At 41.1% G+C, this 15,798-nt stretch carries 16 protein-coding genes; 13 read left to right on the forward strand and 3 right to left on the reverse strand.

Features of this window, described 5'->3' with window-relative positions; translation table 11 throughout:
• Positions 1–152 precede the first annotated feature (152 nt).
• Entirely contained in the window at positions 153–2,036 is a 1,884-nt protein-coding gene (locus tag MTO98_RS07165) for a PAS domain S-box protein (protein WP_243485920.1), read from the forward strand.
• A 236-nt stretch (positions 2,037–2,272) separates the two neighbouring features.
• Here the strand turns inward: MTO98_RS07165 and MTO98_RS34405 are convergent, their stop codons facing one another.
• Together MTO98_RS34405 and MTO98_RS07170 are read right to left on the reverse strand one after the other, a co-directional pair.
• A complete protein-coding gene (locus tag MTO98_RS34405) occupies positions 2,273–2,506 on the reverse strand; it encodes a DUF72 domain-containing protein (protein ID WP_371825408.1) in 234 nt (77 codons plus the stop codon).
• 155 nt (positions 2,507–2,661) lie between these two features.
• Positions 2,662–3,240, reverse strand: coding sequence for a hypothetical protein (locus tag MTO98_RS07170; protein WP_243485921.1), 579 nt, complete (start codon positions 3,238–3,240; stop codon positions 2,662–2,664).
• Between the two features lie 322 nt (positions 3,241–3,562).
• On the opposite strand from MTO98_RS07170, the gene MTO98_RS07175 reads away from it, so the two are divergent.
• The gene (locus tag MTO98_RS07175) at positions 3,563–4,006 is read left to right on the forward strand and encodes a VOC family protein (protein WP_243485922.1); all 444 of its coding nucleotides are present in this window, start codon (positions 3,563–3,565) and stop codon (positions 4,004–4,006) included.
• A gap of 162 nt (positions 4,007–4,168) precedes the next feature.
• Here the strand turns inward: MTO98_RS07175 and MTO98_RS34240 are convergent, their stop codons facing one another.
• The gene (locus MTO98_RS34240; protein ID WP_256464364.1) at positions 4,169–4,303 is read right to left on the reverse strand and encodes a hypothetical protein; all 135 of its coding nucleotides are present in this window, start codon (positions 4,301–4,303) and stop codon (positions 4,169–4,171) included.
• A 153-nt stretch (positions 4,304–4,456) separates the two neighbouring features.
• Here MTO98_RS34240 and MTO98_RS07180 point away from each other — a divergent pair, with 153 nt between their 5' ends.
• From MTO98_RS07180 to MTO98_RS07230, 11 genes are all read left to right on the forward strand, one after another.
• Positions 4,457–4,840, forward strand: coding sequence for a PleD family two-component system response regulator (locus tag MTO98_RS07180; protein WP_243485923.1), 384 nt, complete (start codon positions 4,457–4,459; stop codon positions 4,838–4,840).
• A 191-nt stretch (positions 4,841–5,031) separates the two neighbouring features.
• Positions 5,032–5,313, forward strand: coding sequence for a hypothetical protein (locus MTO98_RS07185; RefSeq protein ID WP_243485924.1), 282 nt, complete (start codon positions 5,032–5,034; stop codon positions 5,311–5,313).
• A 67-nt stretch (positions 5,314–5,380) separates the two neighbouring features.
• Positions 5,381–5,557: a hypothetical protein gene (locus tag MTO98_RS07190; RefSeq protein ID WP_243485925.1), complete on the forward strand. Its 177-nt coding sequence runs from the start codon at positions 5,381–5,383 to the stop codon at positions 5,555–5,557.
• Positions 5,558–5,627: 70 nt separating this feature from the next.
• The gene (locus MTO98_RS07195; protein ID WP_243485926.1) at positions 5,628–6,110 is read left to right on the forward strand and encodes a hypothetical protein; all 483 of its coding nucleotides are present in this window, start codon (positions 5,628–5,630) and stop codon (positions 6,108–6,110) included.
• Positions 6,111–6,934: 824 nt separating this feature from the next.
• Positions 6,935–7,156, forward strand: coding sequence for a hypothetical protein (locus MTO98_RS07200; RefSeq protein WP_243485927.1), 222 nt, complete (start codon positions 6,935–6,937; stop codon positions 7,154–7,156).
• 89 nt (positions 7,157–7,245) lie between these two features.
• Entirely contained in the window at positions 7,246–9,228 is a 1,983-nt protein-coding gene (locus MTO98_RS07205) for a prenyltransferase/squalene oxidase repeat-containing protein (RefSeq protein ID WP_243485928.1), read from the forward strand.
• Positions 9,225–10,481: a hypothetical protein gene (locus MTO98_RS07210; protein WP_243485929.1), complete on the forward strand. Its 1,257-nt coding sequence runs from the start codon at positions 9,225–9,227 to the stop codon at positions 10,479–10,481. The genes MTO98_RS07205 and MTO98_RS07210 overlap by 4 nt, the downstream gene beginning before the upstream one ends.
• Entirely contained in the window at positions 10,478–11,884 is a 1,407-nt protein-coding gene (locus MTO98_RS07215; protein WP_243485930.1) for a radical SAM/SPASM domain-containing protein, read from the forward strand. Before MTO98_RS07210 ends, MTO98_RS07215 begins: the two co-directional genes overlap by 4 nt.
• Before the next feature lie 9 nt (positions 11,885–11,893).
• Positions 11,894–12,487 (forward strand): hypothetical protein, encoded by a 594-nt coding sequence (locus MTO98_RS07220; protein WP_243485931.1) that lies wholly within the window; start codon positions 11,894–11,896, stop codon positions 12,485–12,487.
• Position 12,488: 1 nt separating this feature from the next.
• Entirely contained in the window at positions 12,489–13,349 is an 861-nt protein-coding gene (locus MTO98_RS07225) for a hypothetical protein (protein ID WP_243485932.1), read from the forward strand.
• 14 nt (positions 13,350–13,363) lie between these two features.
• The gene (locus tag MTO98_RS07230) at positions 13,364–15,733 is read left to right on the forward strand and encodes an ABC transporter permease (protein ID WP_243485933.1); all 2,370 of its coding nucleotides are present in this window, start codon (positions 13,364–13,366) and stop codon (positions 15,731–15,733) included.
• The last annotated feature ends 65 nt before the right edge of the window (positions 15,734–15,798 follow it).

Below are 15,798 nucleotides of genomic sequence, written 5' to 3' on the forward strand. Positions count from 1 at the left end.
CACTATCTATAATGAAAAATAAATTTGACCATAACCTTAAACTGGGTTATGGATTTTCTATATTCATCCTATTGGTTGTTGGGTTGGTAAGTTGGCTAACTTATAATACGCTCTTGAATAGTAACTAGGCTGTCTCACATAGCGGTGTAGTTATGCAAAAGCTGGAAAAGCTGCTTTCTGTTATGAAAGACGCTGAAACCGGTCAACGCGGTTACCTACTCTCGGGACAAACCAAATTTCTTGAACCCTATAACGGCGCGTATACGGAAGCTTATGATTTGGGGGCAGAATTACAAAAACTTACCATCGACAACCGTAGGCAGCAAATCAATATTCTTCGGATTCAAAATATTCTTCATCAAAGATTGGATATTTTGCAAGAGCTGATTCATAAAAAACAACAAGGTATTCCCATCAGTAGTTATGATTTGGATGCCGGAAAATCCGCAATGGATAGCTTCAGGACTGCTATTGCTAAAGCTGAAAAGGATGAACAAATATTGCTACGCGAAAGGACTGCCAAATGGAACAGATATACGGGCTTGGTTCCTACATTTATCCTGATAGCCATTATTCTGGCGGTTGGTACCACGATTTATTCCTATCAGAAAGTTACACAGGATGTTCGTGAAAAGGATCGATTACGCCGCGAACTTGAAGTCAGTGAAGAAGAAACGCAGGTTTTAAATGAAGAACTTAGCGCTGCTAATGAGGAAATCACTGCTGCCAACGAAGAACTAACAGCTATTAACGAAGAAGTGCTGGATGCGCGGGATAAGCTTACAGAAGCCAATGATTCATTAGAACAGAGGGTAACCGAACGTACGCAAGCATTAAAGTTGAGTGAGGAGGAAACTCAGGCACTGAACGAAGAGTTAACAGCCATTAACGAAGAGATGATGGCCACCAATGAGGAATTAATGGCCACCAATGAAGAACTTTCCGAAAGTCAGCACCAACTACAACTGGTGATTGATGAACTGCGCCAGGCGGATGAGCGTAGTGCTAAGTTGGTGGCTATCGTAGAATCGTCAGATGACGCGATAATCGGAAAGGACCTGGAAGGAACTGTTACAGCCTGGAATCGCGGCGCTCAGCAAATCTTTGGGTATCAGGAAGAAGAAATCGTTGGTCAATCCATATTAAAATTGGTACCTGAAGATCGTCAACATGAGGAACCCAACATATTGAGCAGGATGCGTAATGGTGAAAAAATCGATCATTACGAAACAGTACGCCGTACGAGCGGTGGCACCCTGATTGATGTCTCGTTAACGATTTCTCCGATTTTTAATAAAGAAGGTAAGGTTATAGGGGTATCAAAAATAGCACGTGATATTACTGAGCAAAAAAGGGATGAGCAGCGAAAAAATGATTTTATAGGAATGGCAAGCCATGAATTGAAAACTCCACTTACCTCACTTAATGCGCTTGTTCAGGCTTTGCAAATGAAACTAAAAAACAGTGCTGATCCATTTGTGCCCAATGCGCTAAATAAAGCAAACCAACAAACCAAAAAGATGACCAGCCTGATCAATGGATTCCTGAATGTGTCAAGGTTAGAATCCGGCAAGTTGGAAATGGATAAGCAGCCTTTTGACCTGGTCAAATTGGTGGAGGAACTGCTTGATGAAACTCGTTTAACATCAAGTATTCATGAATTTGAATTAGATGCCGTTGAAGGAATTTTGGTGTATGGAGATCGCGGTAAAATTGATTCTGTAGTTTCAAATTTGCTGTCCAATGCAGTCAAATATTCGCCCAAAGGGAAAATTGTAAGCATTTGTTGTACAGTCGAAGATAATGTTGCCGTTTTAAGCGTAAAAGATGAAGGGATGGGGATCGATAAAGAGGACCTGCCTAAAATTTTTAATAGGTATTATCGGGTAGGTACTGAACATACCAAGCATATTGCAGGATTCGGGGTTGGACTATATCTTTGTGCAGAAATTATTGAGCGTCACGATGGCCGTATATGGGCTGAGAGTAAAAAGGGTGTTGGTTCAACATTTTATTTTACACTTCCGCTAGCCTGATGAAATTCCCGAAAGGTTATTTTTCCTCAAGGCAACGCTTTAAAAAGCTGAGATTTTGTAGTGCGCCACCTGCAATGTTGTTAAAATAACAAAAAACCGTTTTCTTTTATTCCTGTCGTTCACGGATATAAGATGCGTATTCCGAAAGGGATATATCCGCGTAACTTTCTTTATAATTTCCGCTTGGGCCACGAAAGCGAAGTAGACCAAATCGTCAGCAGTAAGTTCCATTGGTGTTAATGATTTTGGCATATCCTGAATAACCATTGCGATCTATTTGTGTTAAGCAAATTATAGACTGTATTATTATACCAGGACATATACTGAAACTCGACCGCAATCCGCCAGTCGTAATCTAACAACAAATGGATTAATTTAGCTAATTGACGCAATACATTCACCTGTAAACTTGATGGAAACTGTTTTAGAAGGCAGCCTTTATTGATCTCCGGATATTCAATCTCCCGCATAAATTGTTGGAGATTTTCTGCATTGAACTAAAGGCTTTTTGGATGGGTAATCTCCTTCCACAATTTAAAAGTAAACCGGAACCCAGCCGGTATCTTCCAATCACACCAGATAAAATATCACCTGATTTAAAAAACGCTAATAGTCTTTGGGGTACTTATATCGTTATCCCATTTTTCAAATGGTATGGTAATAGCGGGATGCTCACTTCCTCGCCGTTATAAATATCCTGCCTGATATCAGGTTTATAAAAGGGTATGCGGAAGGTATAAATAAAGTTCTCGGATATAAAGCAAAACTGTGCTTCGGTACGGGAGCACCGGTTAAGCGTTTCTCGAACAGAGATGCTAAGGAGTAAGAAATCTGCGATCGGGAAACATTTGGTATTGGTAAATTTTCGCAAGATCCGAAAACTCCTTTTCGAAATTGCCCGCCGTAAATGGTCTATTGATACATTATAATTTTTGACATCGTCACCGCCCAGCAGCGAGATCTCGATTTTTAAAAGAACTTTATAAATATGCAATGTCTTATAGAAGTTCTTGGTATAAATGATTGAATTTTGCCCAGATTCTTTATTGCCCAGGAAATTTGGAACGCTTGTATCCTTACGTTTGATTTCTGTGCTTTCAAAACCATAGAAATCTTTATTGATTTTTGCGATGATCAAGTCGTTTGATGATTCAAAATCCGGGACCTTGTTCTTGCCTTTTGTTTTGTAAATAGTTCGGCTCATCCCGAGTGAATAAGCAATGTGATTTTCAAATTTTCCGAAAAAGAGGTTGCATTCATCGCACTAAAAATCCGAAGTCAAACGATGATTGCCTAACAGATGAGGGATTAAATGGGATTTATTCTGAAATTTGGATGCATCATTTTTCACGCTTCAAAAACGGCAAACTCTTTCGCCATGGGTTTAAGTGGTGAAGGTATTTTATCCAGGGCTGTGCTGATAAACCGATTATTCTTTTTGATTTAATAACAAAGTTTATAAACTGAAATTTTTTGAAAGACGCATTTCTCGGAATGTGCTAAGTTTGTAGTAAATCAATAAAACGATGGAAGACAGCAAGTTGATTAGGATGGACAATATGGGCATTGTCGTCGAATCGCTGGATGAGGCGATTGCTTTTTTTACCGAAATCGGTCTGAGATTGGAAGGCCGGGCGATGATCGGTGGCGACTGGTCCGGCCGGGTAACAGGCCTTGGAGATCAGAAGGTGGAGATGGCAATGTTGGTAACGCCGGACGGGAATAGCCGATTGGAATTGTCGCGGTTTATTCGTCCTGCGCTAATCGCGGATCACCGTGCGGCACCGGTAAATGCGCTGGGGTATTTACGGGTGATGTTTACCGTATCGAATATAGATGAGTTGGTGGACAGATTGTTGAAGCGGGGCTCGACTTTGGTCGGTGAGATTGTGCAGTATGAAAATGCGTATAAACTATGCTATATCCGGGGATTAGGTGGTTTGCTGGTGGGATTGGCGGAACCACTTTAGTTTTCGGCCTTCGGCCATCTGAATGAAGCTCATCATATTATTGGCCCTTAGATTCAGCTTGTTTTCAAGGCCTCTGAAATAGAAACTATCTGGTCCCATATCGCCCGTTGCGTATTTGTGCTTGTGTCTGTGCAAAGGTGTTGCAGCCATTTCTGTCCTGACTTAAGTTGTTTTACCTGTTTTCTTTTCCCAAACCAGCACTTCCCCGTTTTGTAAAACAATCCCCGGTGATTTCTCTGTATCTTCGCCGGCGAGCCCGGCAAATTCGTATAGGAATTGATCAGTGGATTCTCCCATTACTATGGTAATATTTACGCGCTTTAAATCTATATTCTAATTTGAATTTTAATTTATATATTTTATCTTTAAGCAATAATTGCTAATTATATTCTTATAAGAAGTAACCAATTTGAATCTAAAACCAATTTAAACGTCTTAATTCGAAAGCACATGAAAAAGAGAGTTATTGTAGTCGACAACGATGATGATATCTTGCAAATCATCCGCTTTATACTTGAGGAACAAGGCTATTTGGTTGAAGCAGTCAACGATATACTTTCATTTAATAAGTTGGGTAACGTTAAACCTGACCTGATCCTGCTTGATGACTGGCTTAGCGATGGATATGGCCATCTACTTTGCAGAGCACTAAAGCAGAACCGTCAGACCAAAACAATTCCGGTGCTACTGATCTCTGCAAAAAATGACATCGAATCCATTGCTGCAAAAAGCCATGCAGATGATTACATTGCCAAACCGTTTGATCTCGACTTTTTTATGAATAAAGTTAAATCTTGGATGTCACCGCATAAAAACCCGCTCAGACCGGATTAAACGCAATGACTAATAAAATGATAAATAAAGCAATACGGAAATTTTGTTCTCACTTGTTAGCCGTCACAAGCCACTCTTGATTAGCCATTAGCGAGTTTTAATTGGAATTCTTTTTTGCAATTCCATGGCGATTTGTTTAATTACTAATAAAGGTAGCCAAAGTATTGTACGCCTCAATTTGTACATTGGTCGTGATCCTCGACTACAATTATTTCTGCAACCAGAACATTGTCGATATCAGCTATAGTAAGGGCGTGATCGTTTTTGCCTTTGTCTGTGGGTTTTACGGCAGTAGGGTGATCGCCCTCATGGACCGCCTCAAGGAGGTTTTGTTACCAAACTGCGGTACAAGTTCATTACCCGGGACTTCGCCGTCAACCGGTGCTAATATATTGATCGCTGCGCTAAACGTAAAGGTCGTGGCGGATGCCACTTTACTTACTCCGGCGGAAATTGCTGCAGTAAGCACATAATGGCTCAACAATGTGGTTGTTACCTTGAAATCTAAAGTGACAGGGACTTGTATTGACCGGGAGCCGGATGGCAATCGACCCAGCAGGCAATTTCACATTTCAAAATGTTACTCCGGGAAATTATACCATAACAGCTGATTTTCAGCATCCGGCAGGAGGGGCACCCCTTCACCTCGAAGGAACGCTAACCGGTCAGATCAGTAGCGGGAAAGCAGCGGTAGATGTAGGGCTCGAAAGGTTATAGACTATCCCAACTTCCTGATCACCAGTTTTCATTGCAGGGAAAAAACGAATGAAGTATTTTTACCGGCAGTATGAAAAATTTAATGCAGATCCTGCCTGTCTCTTTTGATGGACAAAGCGGGAAATATCGGATGATCATACCATCATTGATTTGTGATAACCTTTTGTTATCCTATACGGGTAGCGAGGGGTTATTGCTTTGCAACAAGGACAGGCAGTTGCTTGAAAGGCTTAAAACCGAAATCCTGTCTGAAAATCAAATGGCGCTTGATCGGTACGAGAAGTTTCAATCGAACCGATGGTACAAATTAAGCCTCGGTTTTGCCGCTGTATTAGCGGTTGGTACATCGATTGTCTTTGAAAAAGATATGATATCCGATGAGGCCTACAAGTGGCCATTTAATATCGCTGCAAGCCTGCTCATGGTGAGCTTGCTGTACTATATTTTTATAAATTATACGATGGTCGGGCGAACGCGTCGCGCCGAATCGCTACGCGACAGCCTTAGCCTCGTTCGTTTACACCAGGAGATAAAGGTAAATTTTCAATGCTGACCTTTTGCACCTGAACTGAGATCACCCAGGCAGACAAACTTATTGTAATTATTATTTATTAATGAGTTAGTCGCAGATATCATTAAAAGTGAATATTGAAAATTCAAAGTTTTTTTATAAAAAATACTTTGATAATAAAATATTTATATAACTTAGGGCACAAGACCTGAAACCTTATGCCTATGAATGCACAGCATCCAAACACCCTGAATTTACCTGAATCTTTCATTCCCTATTCGCCACGAACGGTAATGCCGGATCTGTTCAAAATACATCAGAATATTTTATTTAATGCCTTCGACGATCTGTCGGATACATCAAGTTCTTCCATTAGATGCTCAAATAAGCATTTGACGGACCTCAAATTCGAATCTCAACATGGATTTCCTGAAAAACAATGTCACTAATACACAATAAATTTTCTGGTATTCATCCAAGATCAATATATAAGTTTTCATCGGGAAGCAAAAATCTACTGTCATCAAAGATGTATGAAAGCTTTTAAGCTGCCTATCTGAACACCGGCTGGCAGCGTTCAGAAATGATATTAAATAAAAGACGATAATATGTATTTAACCATTATCAGTGGAAACCTTAATATGATTTATACATGTTGCCGGTATAAACGCCTTTCCGAAATAACATGGTGAAAACGGGGCTGTTTATCGGGCAGTAAAGATTTAATTATGCACAACTCGGTCGAGCCTTGTTGCCTATGTCGATTCTGTTTGCTAAAAATAAAAAGGGGTAAGCCGAAAACCTTTGAACGAGTAGGCAACGAGTATGCCGAAAATCGTATAGAGTAGGCACTTAAGTTTTTTTGTATGAACAAAAACCTAAACAACCCGCTTCAGGATCTCAGCAAGCTGACTGAGGCTGAAAAACTTGATTTATTTCAGGTAGAAGAATTGGAGTCCAGACTGGAAATGACAGTGGTGAGCATGGCGACAGCGCCGTCAGGCAACCAGGGATGCGAGCCGAGTGGTGGTGGCGGTGGCGGATCAACTCCCCCTCCTGCAGACAGTTCCTGCTCCTGGACCGATTAATCTCGAAGGATTTATTTTGAAGGTACAATCTTTGGGAACATTCCCAAAGATTGTTTACAGCCAAATCGCAAGAAAAGACAGATAAACCAATGGATATTTTAACAAAACGAAAAAAGTCGATCCTTAGGCTCCTTCCTGAGCTTGGCATGGATGAACTCGTGCATTTCGTTTCTGGCGGAGATCTTTATCTTAATTACCCTGATCTTTTTTACGAGCCGCTGACAGGTCGGAAAGACCATTTCAGCAATCGCAAGCTTGCTTTGTTATGTCTCGCAGGCGTTCTATACTATCGTTTTTTATTGAAACTTGACCGTAAGATAGATACAAATCAAAGTGCGTTCAATCCTGAAACTGACCTGGAGTTCATAACTACGGTTGAATCAAGTGTCAGGATACTATCCCTCTTATTCAAACCCGCTTCTCCGTTTTGGGCACGTTGGGGAACGCGACGGGGAGAATTTATTGAGGGTATGCAGATCGATTTTGCGTTTAAGCAATATATGAAAGACACAAATCCTTTTCACGTACACAGAAAAGAAGTGACCATGGAGCTTTACACCAAACTGGCAAGAGGAAAATGCGCTTTTGGAAAATCGGCTGTCGACGGCATTTCCATTTTATATCAAACTAACCACCAGGTCAGCGGGACAATCATGCAAATACATGATAATTTTATGGTTGCCTGGTCGATCATCGATGATCTGGAGGATTTTCGAAAGGATATTGAAAACCCGCAGATTAATTACTGCATTTGGAAGTTGTCAAATTATTATCACGATAATTTGATTGATTATCAGTTTTTTACAACGACGGAACATGTTAAATATCTTTTTCTTTCTGGTGTGGGTTATACCTGCTATGAAGATGCTGTTCATGTTCTGGAAGGGATTTTGACATCCCTCAAAGACATTCCTAATGCCCATTTTTTATCAGGTATTATCCAGTTAAAGAAAAGAGAATACAAGCTAAAACAGCTCGCAATTTTGGGCTATCTGGATAAGTTTAATGCTACCTTTACCAATCACGGCAATAAAAAGTTACAACAATACCTTAACAAACAGTCTTTACAATACGGTAAAGAACGGGCTGTCAATTATATTTCCAGCAGGCAAAATGAAAATGGAAGTTGGCACGATTATGAACTGCCCTTTGCCGGCACGAGTAACGTCTGGATAACCTCCTATGTCTTGACCCAAACGAATACAGCGCTGAAAAGCGCGGGTCAGGTAGAACGAGCAATAAACTTTCTAAAAGACAACAAATCAGGCTCACTATGGGGTTATAACAAGCTATGGTTATCGGATGCTGATTCTACTACCTGCTCACTTTTGGCGTTTCACCTGAATAACGAAAGTGTTGAAAACGAATTATCCGGCTGGCTTACCTTTCAGGCAACAGATGGGGGCTTCAAGACATACGACAGTCATGAGAGCTTAGTTGCCGCGTTAAACTTAAGGCAGCGCACCAGGGACATCACGGCGGGATGGACCGGGAGTCATCTTTGTGTGAGTGCCCTTGCCTATTATTTTTTATATCATAAAGGATTGAGCAATACGAAAGCTTTCAAAAAGCTGAATGATTATATACTTAAAAACCGAAACGACCGGCAATTGTGGGATGCCTACTGGTGGACCTCGCCTGTCTATTCTACAAGTTATGTGCTTCAGACAATGATCCGTTATAACTTTAAGAAATACCGAGACATTATTGAAAGCTCAATTGCCGCTTTGCTTGCTATGCGCAACCGCGATTTCAGTTATGCTGACGAACGGGGAGAAGTTAGCTGTTTTTACACCGCACTGGTGATGAAAGTTTTAATTGAATATAATAAGGTTGTTCCTGTTTACGGGAATGAGATAAAGCAGATCAGTAGCTGGCTTTTACACCAGCAGTTGTCGGATGGCTCTTTCCCTTCCAGCTATTGTCTCAAGACCCCGGCGCCAAATGTGATTGGGTATGTCAATTCAAAAGATTGGAAGGCAGCAAATAAAACAAACGCGAACGCCGTACGCGACGACTTTCACCGGGTTTTCACTACTGCTTCATGTATTAATGCGATGATCGATCTATGACTACGACTAATTTTCAATTGATACCACACAAAGCAGCAGGAATCCAGATTGAGCCATTTGCGTCAAGTAGCAGCTTTTTACTAATCAGGGAAGATCTTGATAACAAACAATACCTGAACATCAACATAATGACGGCTGAGGTGCTCAGGCTGATTGACGGAAAAACTACCGTAGAACAGATCGCCGGCTGTTTTAATCAAAAATATAACAGCGATATACCCTGTGACAGTTTTTATAATCTCCTTTTCGACGGTGAGCTGGCAAGGCTGAACATTGTAAGCCCTGAACAGTTCAGCGATGAACCCGCATCGGCTGTCAATATTTCTCCCTTTAAGAGGAAGGATAAGTATTTAATATTAAAGATTAAACTTCTCAATAAAGATTGGGTACACCGGCTCAGCCAGCCGTTTAAATTCCTTTTTCAAAAAGCATCATTTTATCAGCTTATGTTAGGAATGCTGGTTTTTTTAAGCTTTTTCTTCTTAACCAGCAACCTGGGCTTTGATCAGATCCGTTTCTACCTGAGCAGCCATTATTCCTTTGGCTTTTTAGTGATCTATCTGGTAAGTCTGCTTTTGCATGAACTTGGACATTCGGCAGCAAGTATTAAATTTGGTGCGGATCACAGTGAAATAGGATTTGGATTTTATTTAATCACTCCTGTTCTTTACGCCAATGTAACCGATGTCTGGCGGCTGAAGAAGCCGCAAAGGCTGATTATTGATCTGGCAGGAGTTTTTATGCAATTCCTGGTTAGCTGTACGGGAGTTGTCCTGTATTTCTTTTTTGAGATCGAGATTATCAAATACTTTGCGCTTTTTGTATTCCTGACCAGCCTGGTAAACCTAAACCCGTTCCTCAGGTTCGATGGTTACTGGTTCCTGACAGATGTTACAGGAACTTTTAACTTGCGGTATCACTCAGATAAATTATTCTTTAAATTTCTGCGATGGCTTACCGGGCGGACAGCGTGGCCGCTCACCAGCAGGGAAAATGTCTGGCTCTTTTTGTATTCATGCGCCAGCTGGACATTTCGCATCGGGTTTATATTTAGCGTAGCCTGGTATGGACGCCATATACTGACGTTCCCGATTTACCTTCCCCAAAAGATCATTAATGCATTTGAACATATAAGAGATTTTGGTTATTTAACCGATATAATAATGAGCTGTATGCTGCCGGGGTTTTTCTATTTCATGATATACAAGACCATAAGGGATTTCTATAAACACCTCAAACCTGAAACAAGATGAAATATAAAGTATCAAACTTCAACATTTTTAGTTGTGCCATCAATGAATCCGGGAAGAGGGTGCTAATGAATACCTATTCGGGTCAGACACTGGTGGTCAGTAAATATTGCCATGAGTTTCTGCTGGATGGCCGATTATCTGAAATTCCCGAACTCATTACCCGAAAACTGATCGATGTTGGCGCCGTTGTCGAGGCAGAGAAAGATGAGTTAAAAACCGTCATTGACGAAAATGATGAAGGGGGCACCACCGGTCAAAATCTCTACCAGGTGATCATGCCTTCCGCGTTTTGCCAGCTTGGCTGTCACTATTGTGGGCAACAACATGCAAAAAACAGCCTGGCACCTGCGCTGTTTACAGCGCTGATAGACAGGATCAGGAAAAAACTGGAAAGTAAGCGTTACAAAAGCTTGACTATTGCCTGGTTTGGCGGAGAGCCCTTACTCGCTCTGAATACGATACGGTCTCTGACGAAACTGTTGCTGGAGCTATGTGAAGAATTTGAAATTGCATATTCCGCCAGGATCGTTACAAATGGTATGAGCCTGAAAGAAACAGTTTTCCGAGAACTTACGACAGATCTTCATATCAGGAGCATTGAGGTTACCCTGGACGGCACCCGGGAATTTCACGATCAAAACAGATTTACCAAAGAGGGAACGCCTTCTTTTGATATTATATTTAACAACTTGATGACGTTGTTCCAATTGCCCCAATATGATGTCAAAAAATGTGAAGTCACTATTCGTTGTAACGTTAACCAACAAAATGCGGATTCCGTTGCGGCATTAATTGAATTATTTCATAAGCATGAGTTTCAAAAAAAAATCGCTTATTTCTATGCTGTTGGCATTTATTCCTGGGGGAACGATGCACATGAACAATCATTGACGAAAGAAGAATTCGCCGGGCGGGAATTAGTTTGGAATACGCAGTTGCGAAAGCTTGGATTTAAGATATTTGTTAAGCCCGCCAGAAAAAAGGTCGTTTGTATGACGGTAGACAAGAACGCTGATGTTTACGATGCATACGGGAATATATTCAATTGCACAGAGACGCCGTATGTTAATGTTTATAAGGGGACAGACCATCAATTCGGTCATCTGATGTTCTCCGGGGAATCACAAGGCAGCAGAAACGTGCTTTCGGATTGGCATAATACTTTACGAAAAGGTACCTTTCAATGTTCCGGTTGCCCCGTTTTACCTGTTTGCGGGGGGAGCTGCCCGAAGTCATGGCATGAGGACATGCGTGCCTGTCCAACTTTTAAATTCAATAATCCCGAGAAACTTCTCATGTACTATCTGGAAAACAAAAGGCAGGAGTTAACTGGTGTTGAAAAAGAGGGATTGGCAATTTTTCATCAGGACAAAAAGTGGGTCGCAGATTACCTTGATGCTTAAGTTAAAGAAATGAGCATAAAGTTGTCTAAATATCTGATCATTGTTCCAGAGGAAACCGCCTTATCGTGTCCGGGTGATAAATTACTTTTGTTTTCTTTGCGTACCGCTAAGCTTATCAAAATGTCGGTATTTGCTTACAGGTTGCTGAAAAGTGATCGTTTTGATGGGCTGCCCGACACCTTGTTTATGAAATTAGTTGAGAACGAGATTCTCATTTCCGCGAAGGAATTTGAATTTGAATCTATTATTCAAAAACATATCGCTATTGCGGCGGATCTTCAGCAGGCTTTAAAGCGCTCTTTCTTTCCCGCCCCCCCTGTAAAAAGCAAACATTCTGAAGCGAATTCGAAAGCGCATTCTATCAAAGACCGGAAATGGCCCCTTGAGCTCCGGTATCAATTTGATGCAGCAGGTGAAAAGAAATATTTTCCTGCCGGGATGGCAGATTTGCTTATGGCACAAGCGCCTATATGCTGTGATTGTATCTGCTTTCCGGTCTGCGGAGCTAAAATTCCCAAACTGCCAGGAACTGTTGACGACTGTCCTATTAGAATCGAGGAAATAAGGGCCTTAATAACCGATACCGTTTCATTTATGCCTTGATATGGAAGCAATATTTAGGAGTGTTCTTCCGGAGTTAAAAGTTTACGATCAGCTTATGATGCAGACGTTGAACAGGTGTTTATCAGCCTCAGAAAAACAGATGTTTTTTTACTTATCAGAGCGTTATACGAAAGGCATTACCGCCGCCCGGGCAAACAGGCTCATTGAATCAAGCTTTTATTTTCGCGAGAACGGCTCATTGAATCTCCTTTACGGTTTTAGCGACATGCTTAATTTATTAACTGAAAAGGTATATCTATCCGCCAAGTCCTACCAGCTTTTTAAGTTGCGGAAAAAAGACGAGGCAATGGCTATGGTGGACGAAGTGTTAAAAAAAAGCGGCCTACTGCAAAGTCTGGGTTTTAGTTTCCTGCTTTTTAACGATATTCAACAATATCATAATTTAGGAAGGATACATATTGCTTATGAAGACCATGATATGGCTTTTTTGATCGCACAAAATTTGTTGATTTTTTTGATGACTTGCAAAGGCTGTGATTTCAAGTTGGGATTTATGCCCGATATTGACACATCTGTTGACGGGTACCAACAGCTAAGAAACCTGATGACTATCCAAGTCCTCACCTGGTTATTGTCGGAAATACAAAAAGTATCGCTGAAATACGATATAACAGCACAAATCAGCATGTTATTTCGTGTAATTAGAAAAGAACTGAAATCATTTGTTTGTAATAATGAGGCTGACCTTAATATGTTCACATATTTGTCAGTGTTGTTATCTTTCACGAAGGGGGCCTCGGATTTTAAGCAAAAATCAACACTGTATATATCATCCCATGATGAGCTCTTTTTCGGAAGTAATCAACATCTGGAAGCGTTAATTGAATTGTCCCAGAAATAAAACTATAGCGAATTATGCTAAAACACTATCTCAAAATGACATTCCGCGATATCTGGCGGAATAAGAAATTTTCAGCCATCAATATTTTGGGACTTGCAATCGGTATGGCTGCCTTTATATTGATCTTTCTCTGGCTACTCAATATGCTGACATTCGATCGTTTCCATAAGAACGCTGATCAGATCATGGTCATTTGCAGCCGCGATAAATATATTGACGGTGTGTACGCGTGGAGAAAGACACCTAAAATTCTGGGCGGCACTTTAAAACATGACTATCGTCAGGTGGAGGAGATGACACGGTTTGCTAATAATCAATATCTGCTGACGTTTGGGGATAAAAAATTGACGGCTAATGGCAGCTTCGTAGATCCGGGGTTTTTACAAATGTTCGATTTTCCATTGCTGAAAGGGGATCCCAAACAGGCTTTAAGTCAAAAAGACCGCATCGTTATTACGGAAAAATTTGCAAAGTCGTTATTCGGTGATGAAGATGCAATGGGGAAGGTTATCAAAGTTGACACGTCAACCTACGTCACCGTCAGCGGGGTTATGAAAGACCTGCCTGCAAACACCATGTTCGATTTTAACTATTTGCTTTCCTGGGAATATTTAAAGAAAGACCGCCTTGCAGACGAAAACTGGTCCAACAGTTCTGTGTACACTTTCGTGCAACTCAGGAATGGCTACAGCAATATCGATTTTGACAGGGAAATCGAAAATATTTCGGCAGATCATACAAAGGACAGCGCTAACCCTTTAACGGTTCGTTTATTCACACAGCCACTGAAGCGCTTTTATCTTTATAGCGATAGCCAGAACGGGCAGTTTACCACGGGACGAATTGTGCTGGTGCAGCTGTTTGCCATTGTTGCGATCTTTATACTGGTTATTGCTGCGATCAATTTCATGAACCTAAGCACAGCAAGAAGCGAGAAGAGGGCGCGTGAAGTAGGTTTAAAAAAAGCCATTGGGACCAGTCGGTATATTTTGATCATTCAATTCCTGGTCGAAAGCCTCCTGATGTCCTTTATAGCTTTTTTTGTGGCTATATCGATCACTTTAGTCGTCTTGCCATTTTATTCGGACCTGGTACATGTCCAGCTGTCTATACCTTTTAACAGCAGTTATTTTTGGATCGCTGTTGTCGTTTTTATTTTACTCACCGGCTTACTGGCAGGAAGTTATCCAGCCTTTTATCTTTCGTCATTCAAACCCATCGCAGTGCTCAGCGGATCTTTTAAGCCGCCGCGATCCAGGCTTAGCCTTCGCTCGGTGCTTGTGGTGCTTCAATTCACGTTTACAACCGTCCTGATCATATCCACTATCATCGTTGAAAGGGAAATAAATTACGCGCAGGGAAGAAGTGCAGGCTATGATCAGAACAGTTTGGTTTTTACACATTTCACCGGGAAAACGGAAAAAAACTACCAGTTGATAAAAGATCAGCTCTTAAACACGGGTGCAGTGTTGTCGGTTACAAAAAGCTTATCCCCGGTTACTGAAAGTTCCGGTAATATCTGGGGCGTCTCCTGGCCGGGAAGCAGCAGGATCGATTTGAAGACAATTTTTGCGCGTTATAGCACTGATGCCGATTTTGTAAAAACGATGAAAGTTCGCTTACTGGAAGGCCGGGATATCGACAGCTATTCTTTTCCGCTCGATAGCTCCGCTATTTTATTGAATGAAAGTGCTAAAAAGGCTATCGGAATTAAGAATGTCATAGGCCTCAAAGTAAATGAAGGCGGCAGGGATTGGCATGTCGTGGGTGTAATCAGTGATTTTGTCATTGGTTCTCCCTATGAAAAGATTGCCCCGATGATCATCGAGGGGCCCTTTTCATCGTTTAATGCTATTCATTATCGATTAAACCCTGTCAGGTCGGTTGCCGAAAACCTGGATAAGATTGGCAGCGTATTCAAAAAGCTGAATCCGGATTTTCCCTTTGAATATCAGTTTGCAGATGAGTCTTTCAACCTGAAATTCCGGGGTATGCAGGGAATGGAAAAATTGGCATTTGTTTTCGCGGGCCTTTCCATATTTATCTCTTGTCTCGGATTGCTCGGGCTCATTACTTTTGTTGGTGAGGTCAGACTCAAGGAAATAAGTATCCACAAAGTATTGGGTGCCACCACTGTTAAAGTCTTTTACCTGCTGACCTTTGATCTCTTTAAGTTGATCCTGGTCTCCTTTATATTCGCTATACCGTTTGCGTTGTATATTAAACACATCATATTACAAAAATTTACTTATAGCATCGGTTTTTCGTTTTGGTGGTTTCTGTTTGCTGTGGTATTGTCGTTATTGCTGGCTTTACTGACCATATGCTATCAAACGTTGAAGACAGCAAGAACAAATCCGGTTAAGGCATTAAAAGCTGAATAAATATGGTGGCGGATAAGTGTTTCGGCTTAATAACGATGAACAAAATCGGATTGATCAAAAAGTCG

Source organism: Mucilaginibacter sp. SMC90 (assembly GCF_022811725.1).
Lineage (GTDB): Bacteria > Bacteroidota > Bacteroidia > Sphingobacteriales > Sphingobacteriaceae > Mucilaginibacter.

Excerpts from the sequence above, each read along its gene's own strand:
- MTO98_RS07165 (WP_243485920.1), top strand. The coding sequence starts at position 153 with ATGCAAAAGCTGGAAAAGCTGCTTTCTGTTATGAAAGACGCTGAAACC.
- MTO98_RS34405 (WP_371825408.1), bottom strand. The coding sequence starts at position 2,506 with ATGCGGGAGATTGAATATCCGGAGATCAATAAAGGCTGCCTTCTAAAA.
- MTO98_RS07170 (WP_243485921.1), bottom strand. The coding sequence starts at position 3,240 with ATGAGCCGAACTATTTACAAAACAAAAGGCAAGAACAAGGTCCCGGAT.
- MTO98_RS07175 (WP_243485922.1), top strand. The coding sequence starts at position 3,563 with ATGGAAGACAGCAAGTTGATTAGGATGGACAATATGGGCATTGTCGTC.
- MTO98_RS34240 (WP_256464364.1), bottom strand. The coding sequence starts at position 4,303 with ATGGGAGAATCCACTGATCAATTCCTATACGAATTTGCCGGGCTCGCC.
- MTO98_RS07180 (WP_243485923.1), top strand. The coding sequence starts at position 4,457 with ATGAAAAAGAGAGTTATTGTAGTCGACAACGATGATGATATCTTGCAA.
- MTO98_RS07190 (WP_243485925.1), top strand. The coding sequence starts at position 5,381 with ATGGCAATCGACCCAGCAGGCAATTTCACATTTCAAAATGTTACTCCG.
- MTO98_RS07195 (WP_243485926.1), top strand. The coding sequence starts at position 5,628 with ATGAAAAATTTAATGCAGATCCTGCCTGTCTCTTTTGATGGACAAAGC.
- MTO98_RS07200 (WP_243485927.1), top strand. The coding sequence starts at position 6,935 with ATGAACAAAAACCTAAACAACCCGCTTCAGGATCTCAGCAAGCTGACT.
- MTO98_RS07205 (WP_243485928.1), top strand. The coding sequence starts at position 7,246 with ATGGATATTTTAACAAAACGAAAAAAGTCGATCCTTAGGCTCCTTCCT.
- MTO98_RS07210 (WP_243485929.1), top strand. The coding sequence starts at position 9,225 with ATGACTACGACTAATTTTCAATTGATACCACACAAAGCAGCAGGAATC.
- MTO98_RS07215 (WP_243485930.1), top strand. The coding sequence starts at position 10,478 with ATGAAATATAAAGTATCAAACTTCAACATTTTTAGTTGTGCCATCAAT.
- MTO98_RS07220 (WP_243485931.1), top strand. The coding sequence starts at position 11,894 with ATGAGCATAAAGTTGTCTAAATATCTGATCATTGTTCCAGAGGAAACC.
- MTO98_RS07225 (WP_243485932.1), top strand. The coding sequence starts at position 12,489 with ATGGAAGCAATATTTAGGAGTGTTCTTCCGGAGTTAAAAGTTTACGAT.
- MTO98_RS07230 (WP_243485933.1), top strand. The coding sequence starts at position 13,364 with ATGCTAAAACACTATCTCAAAATGACATTCCGCGATATCTGGCGGAAT.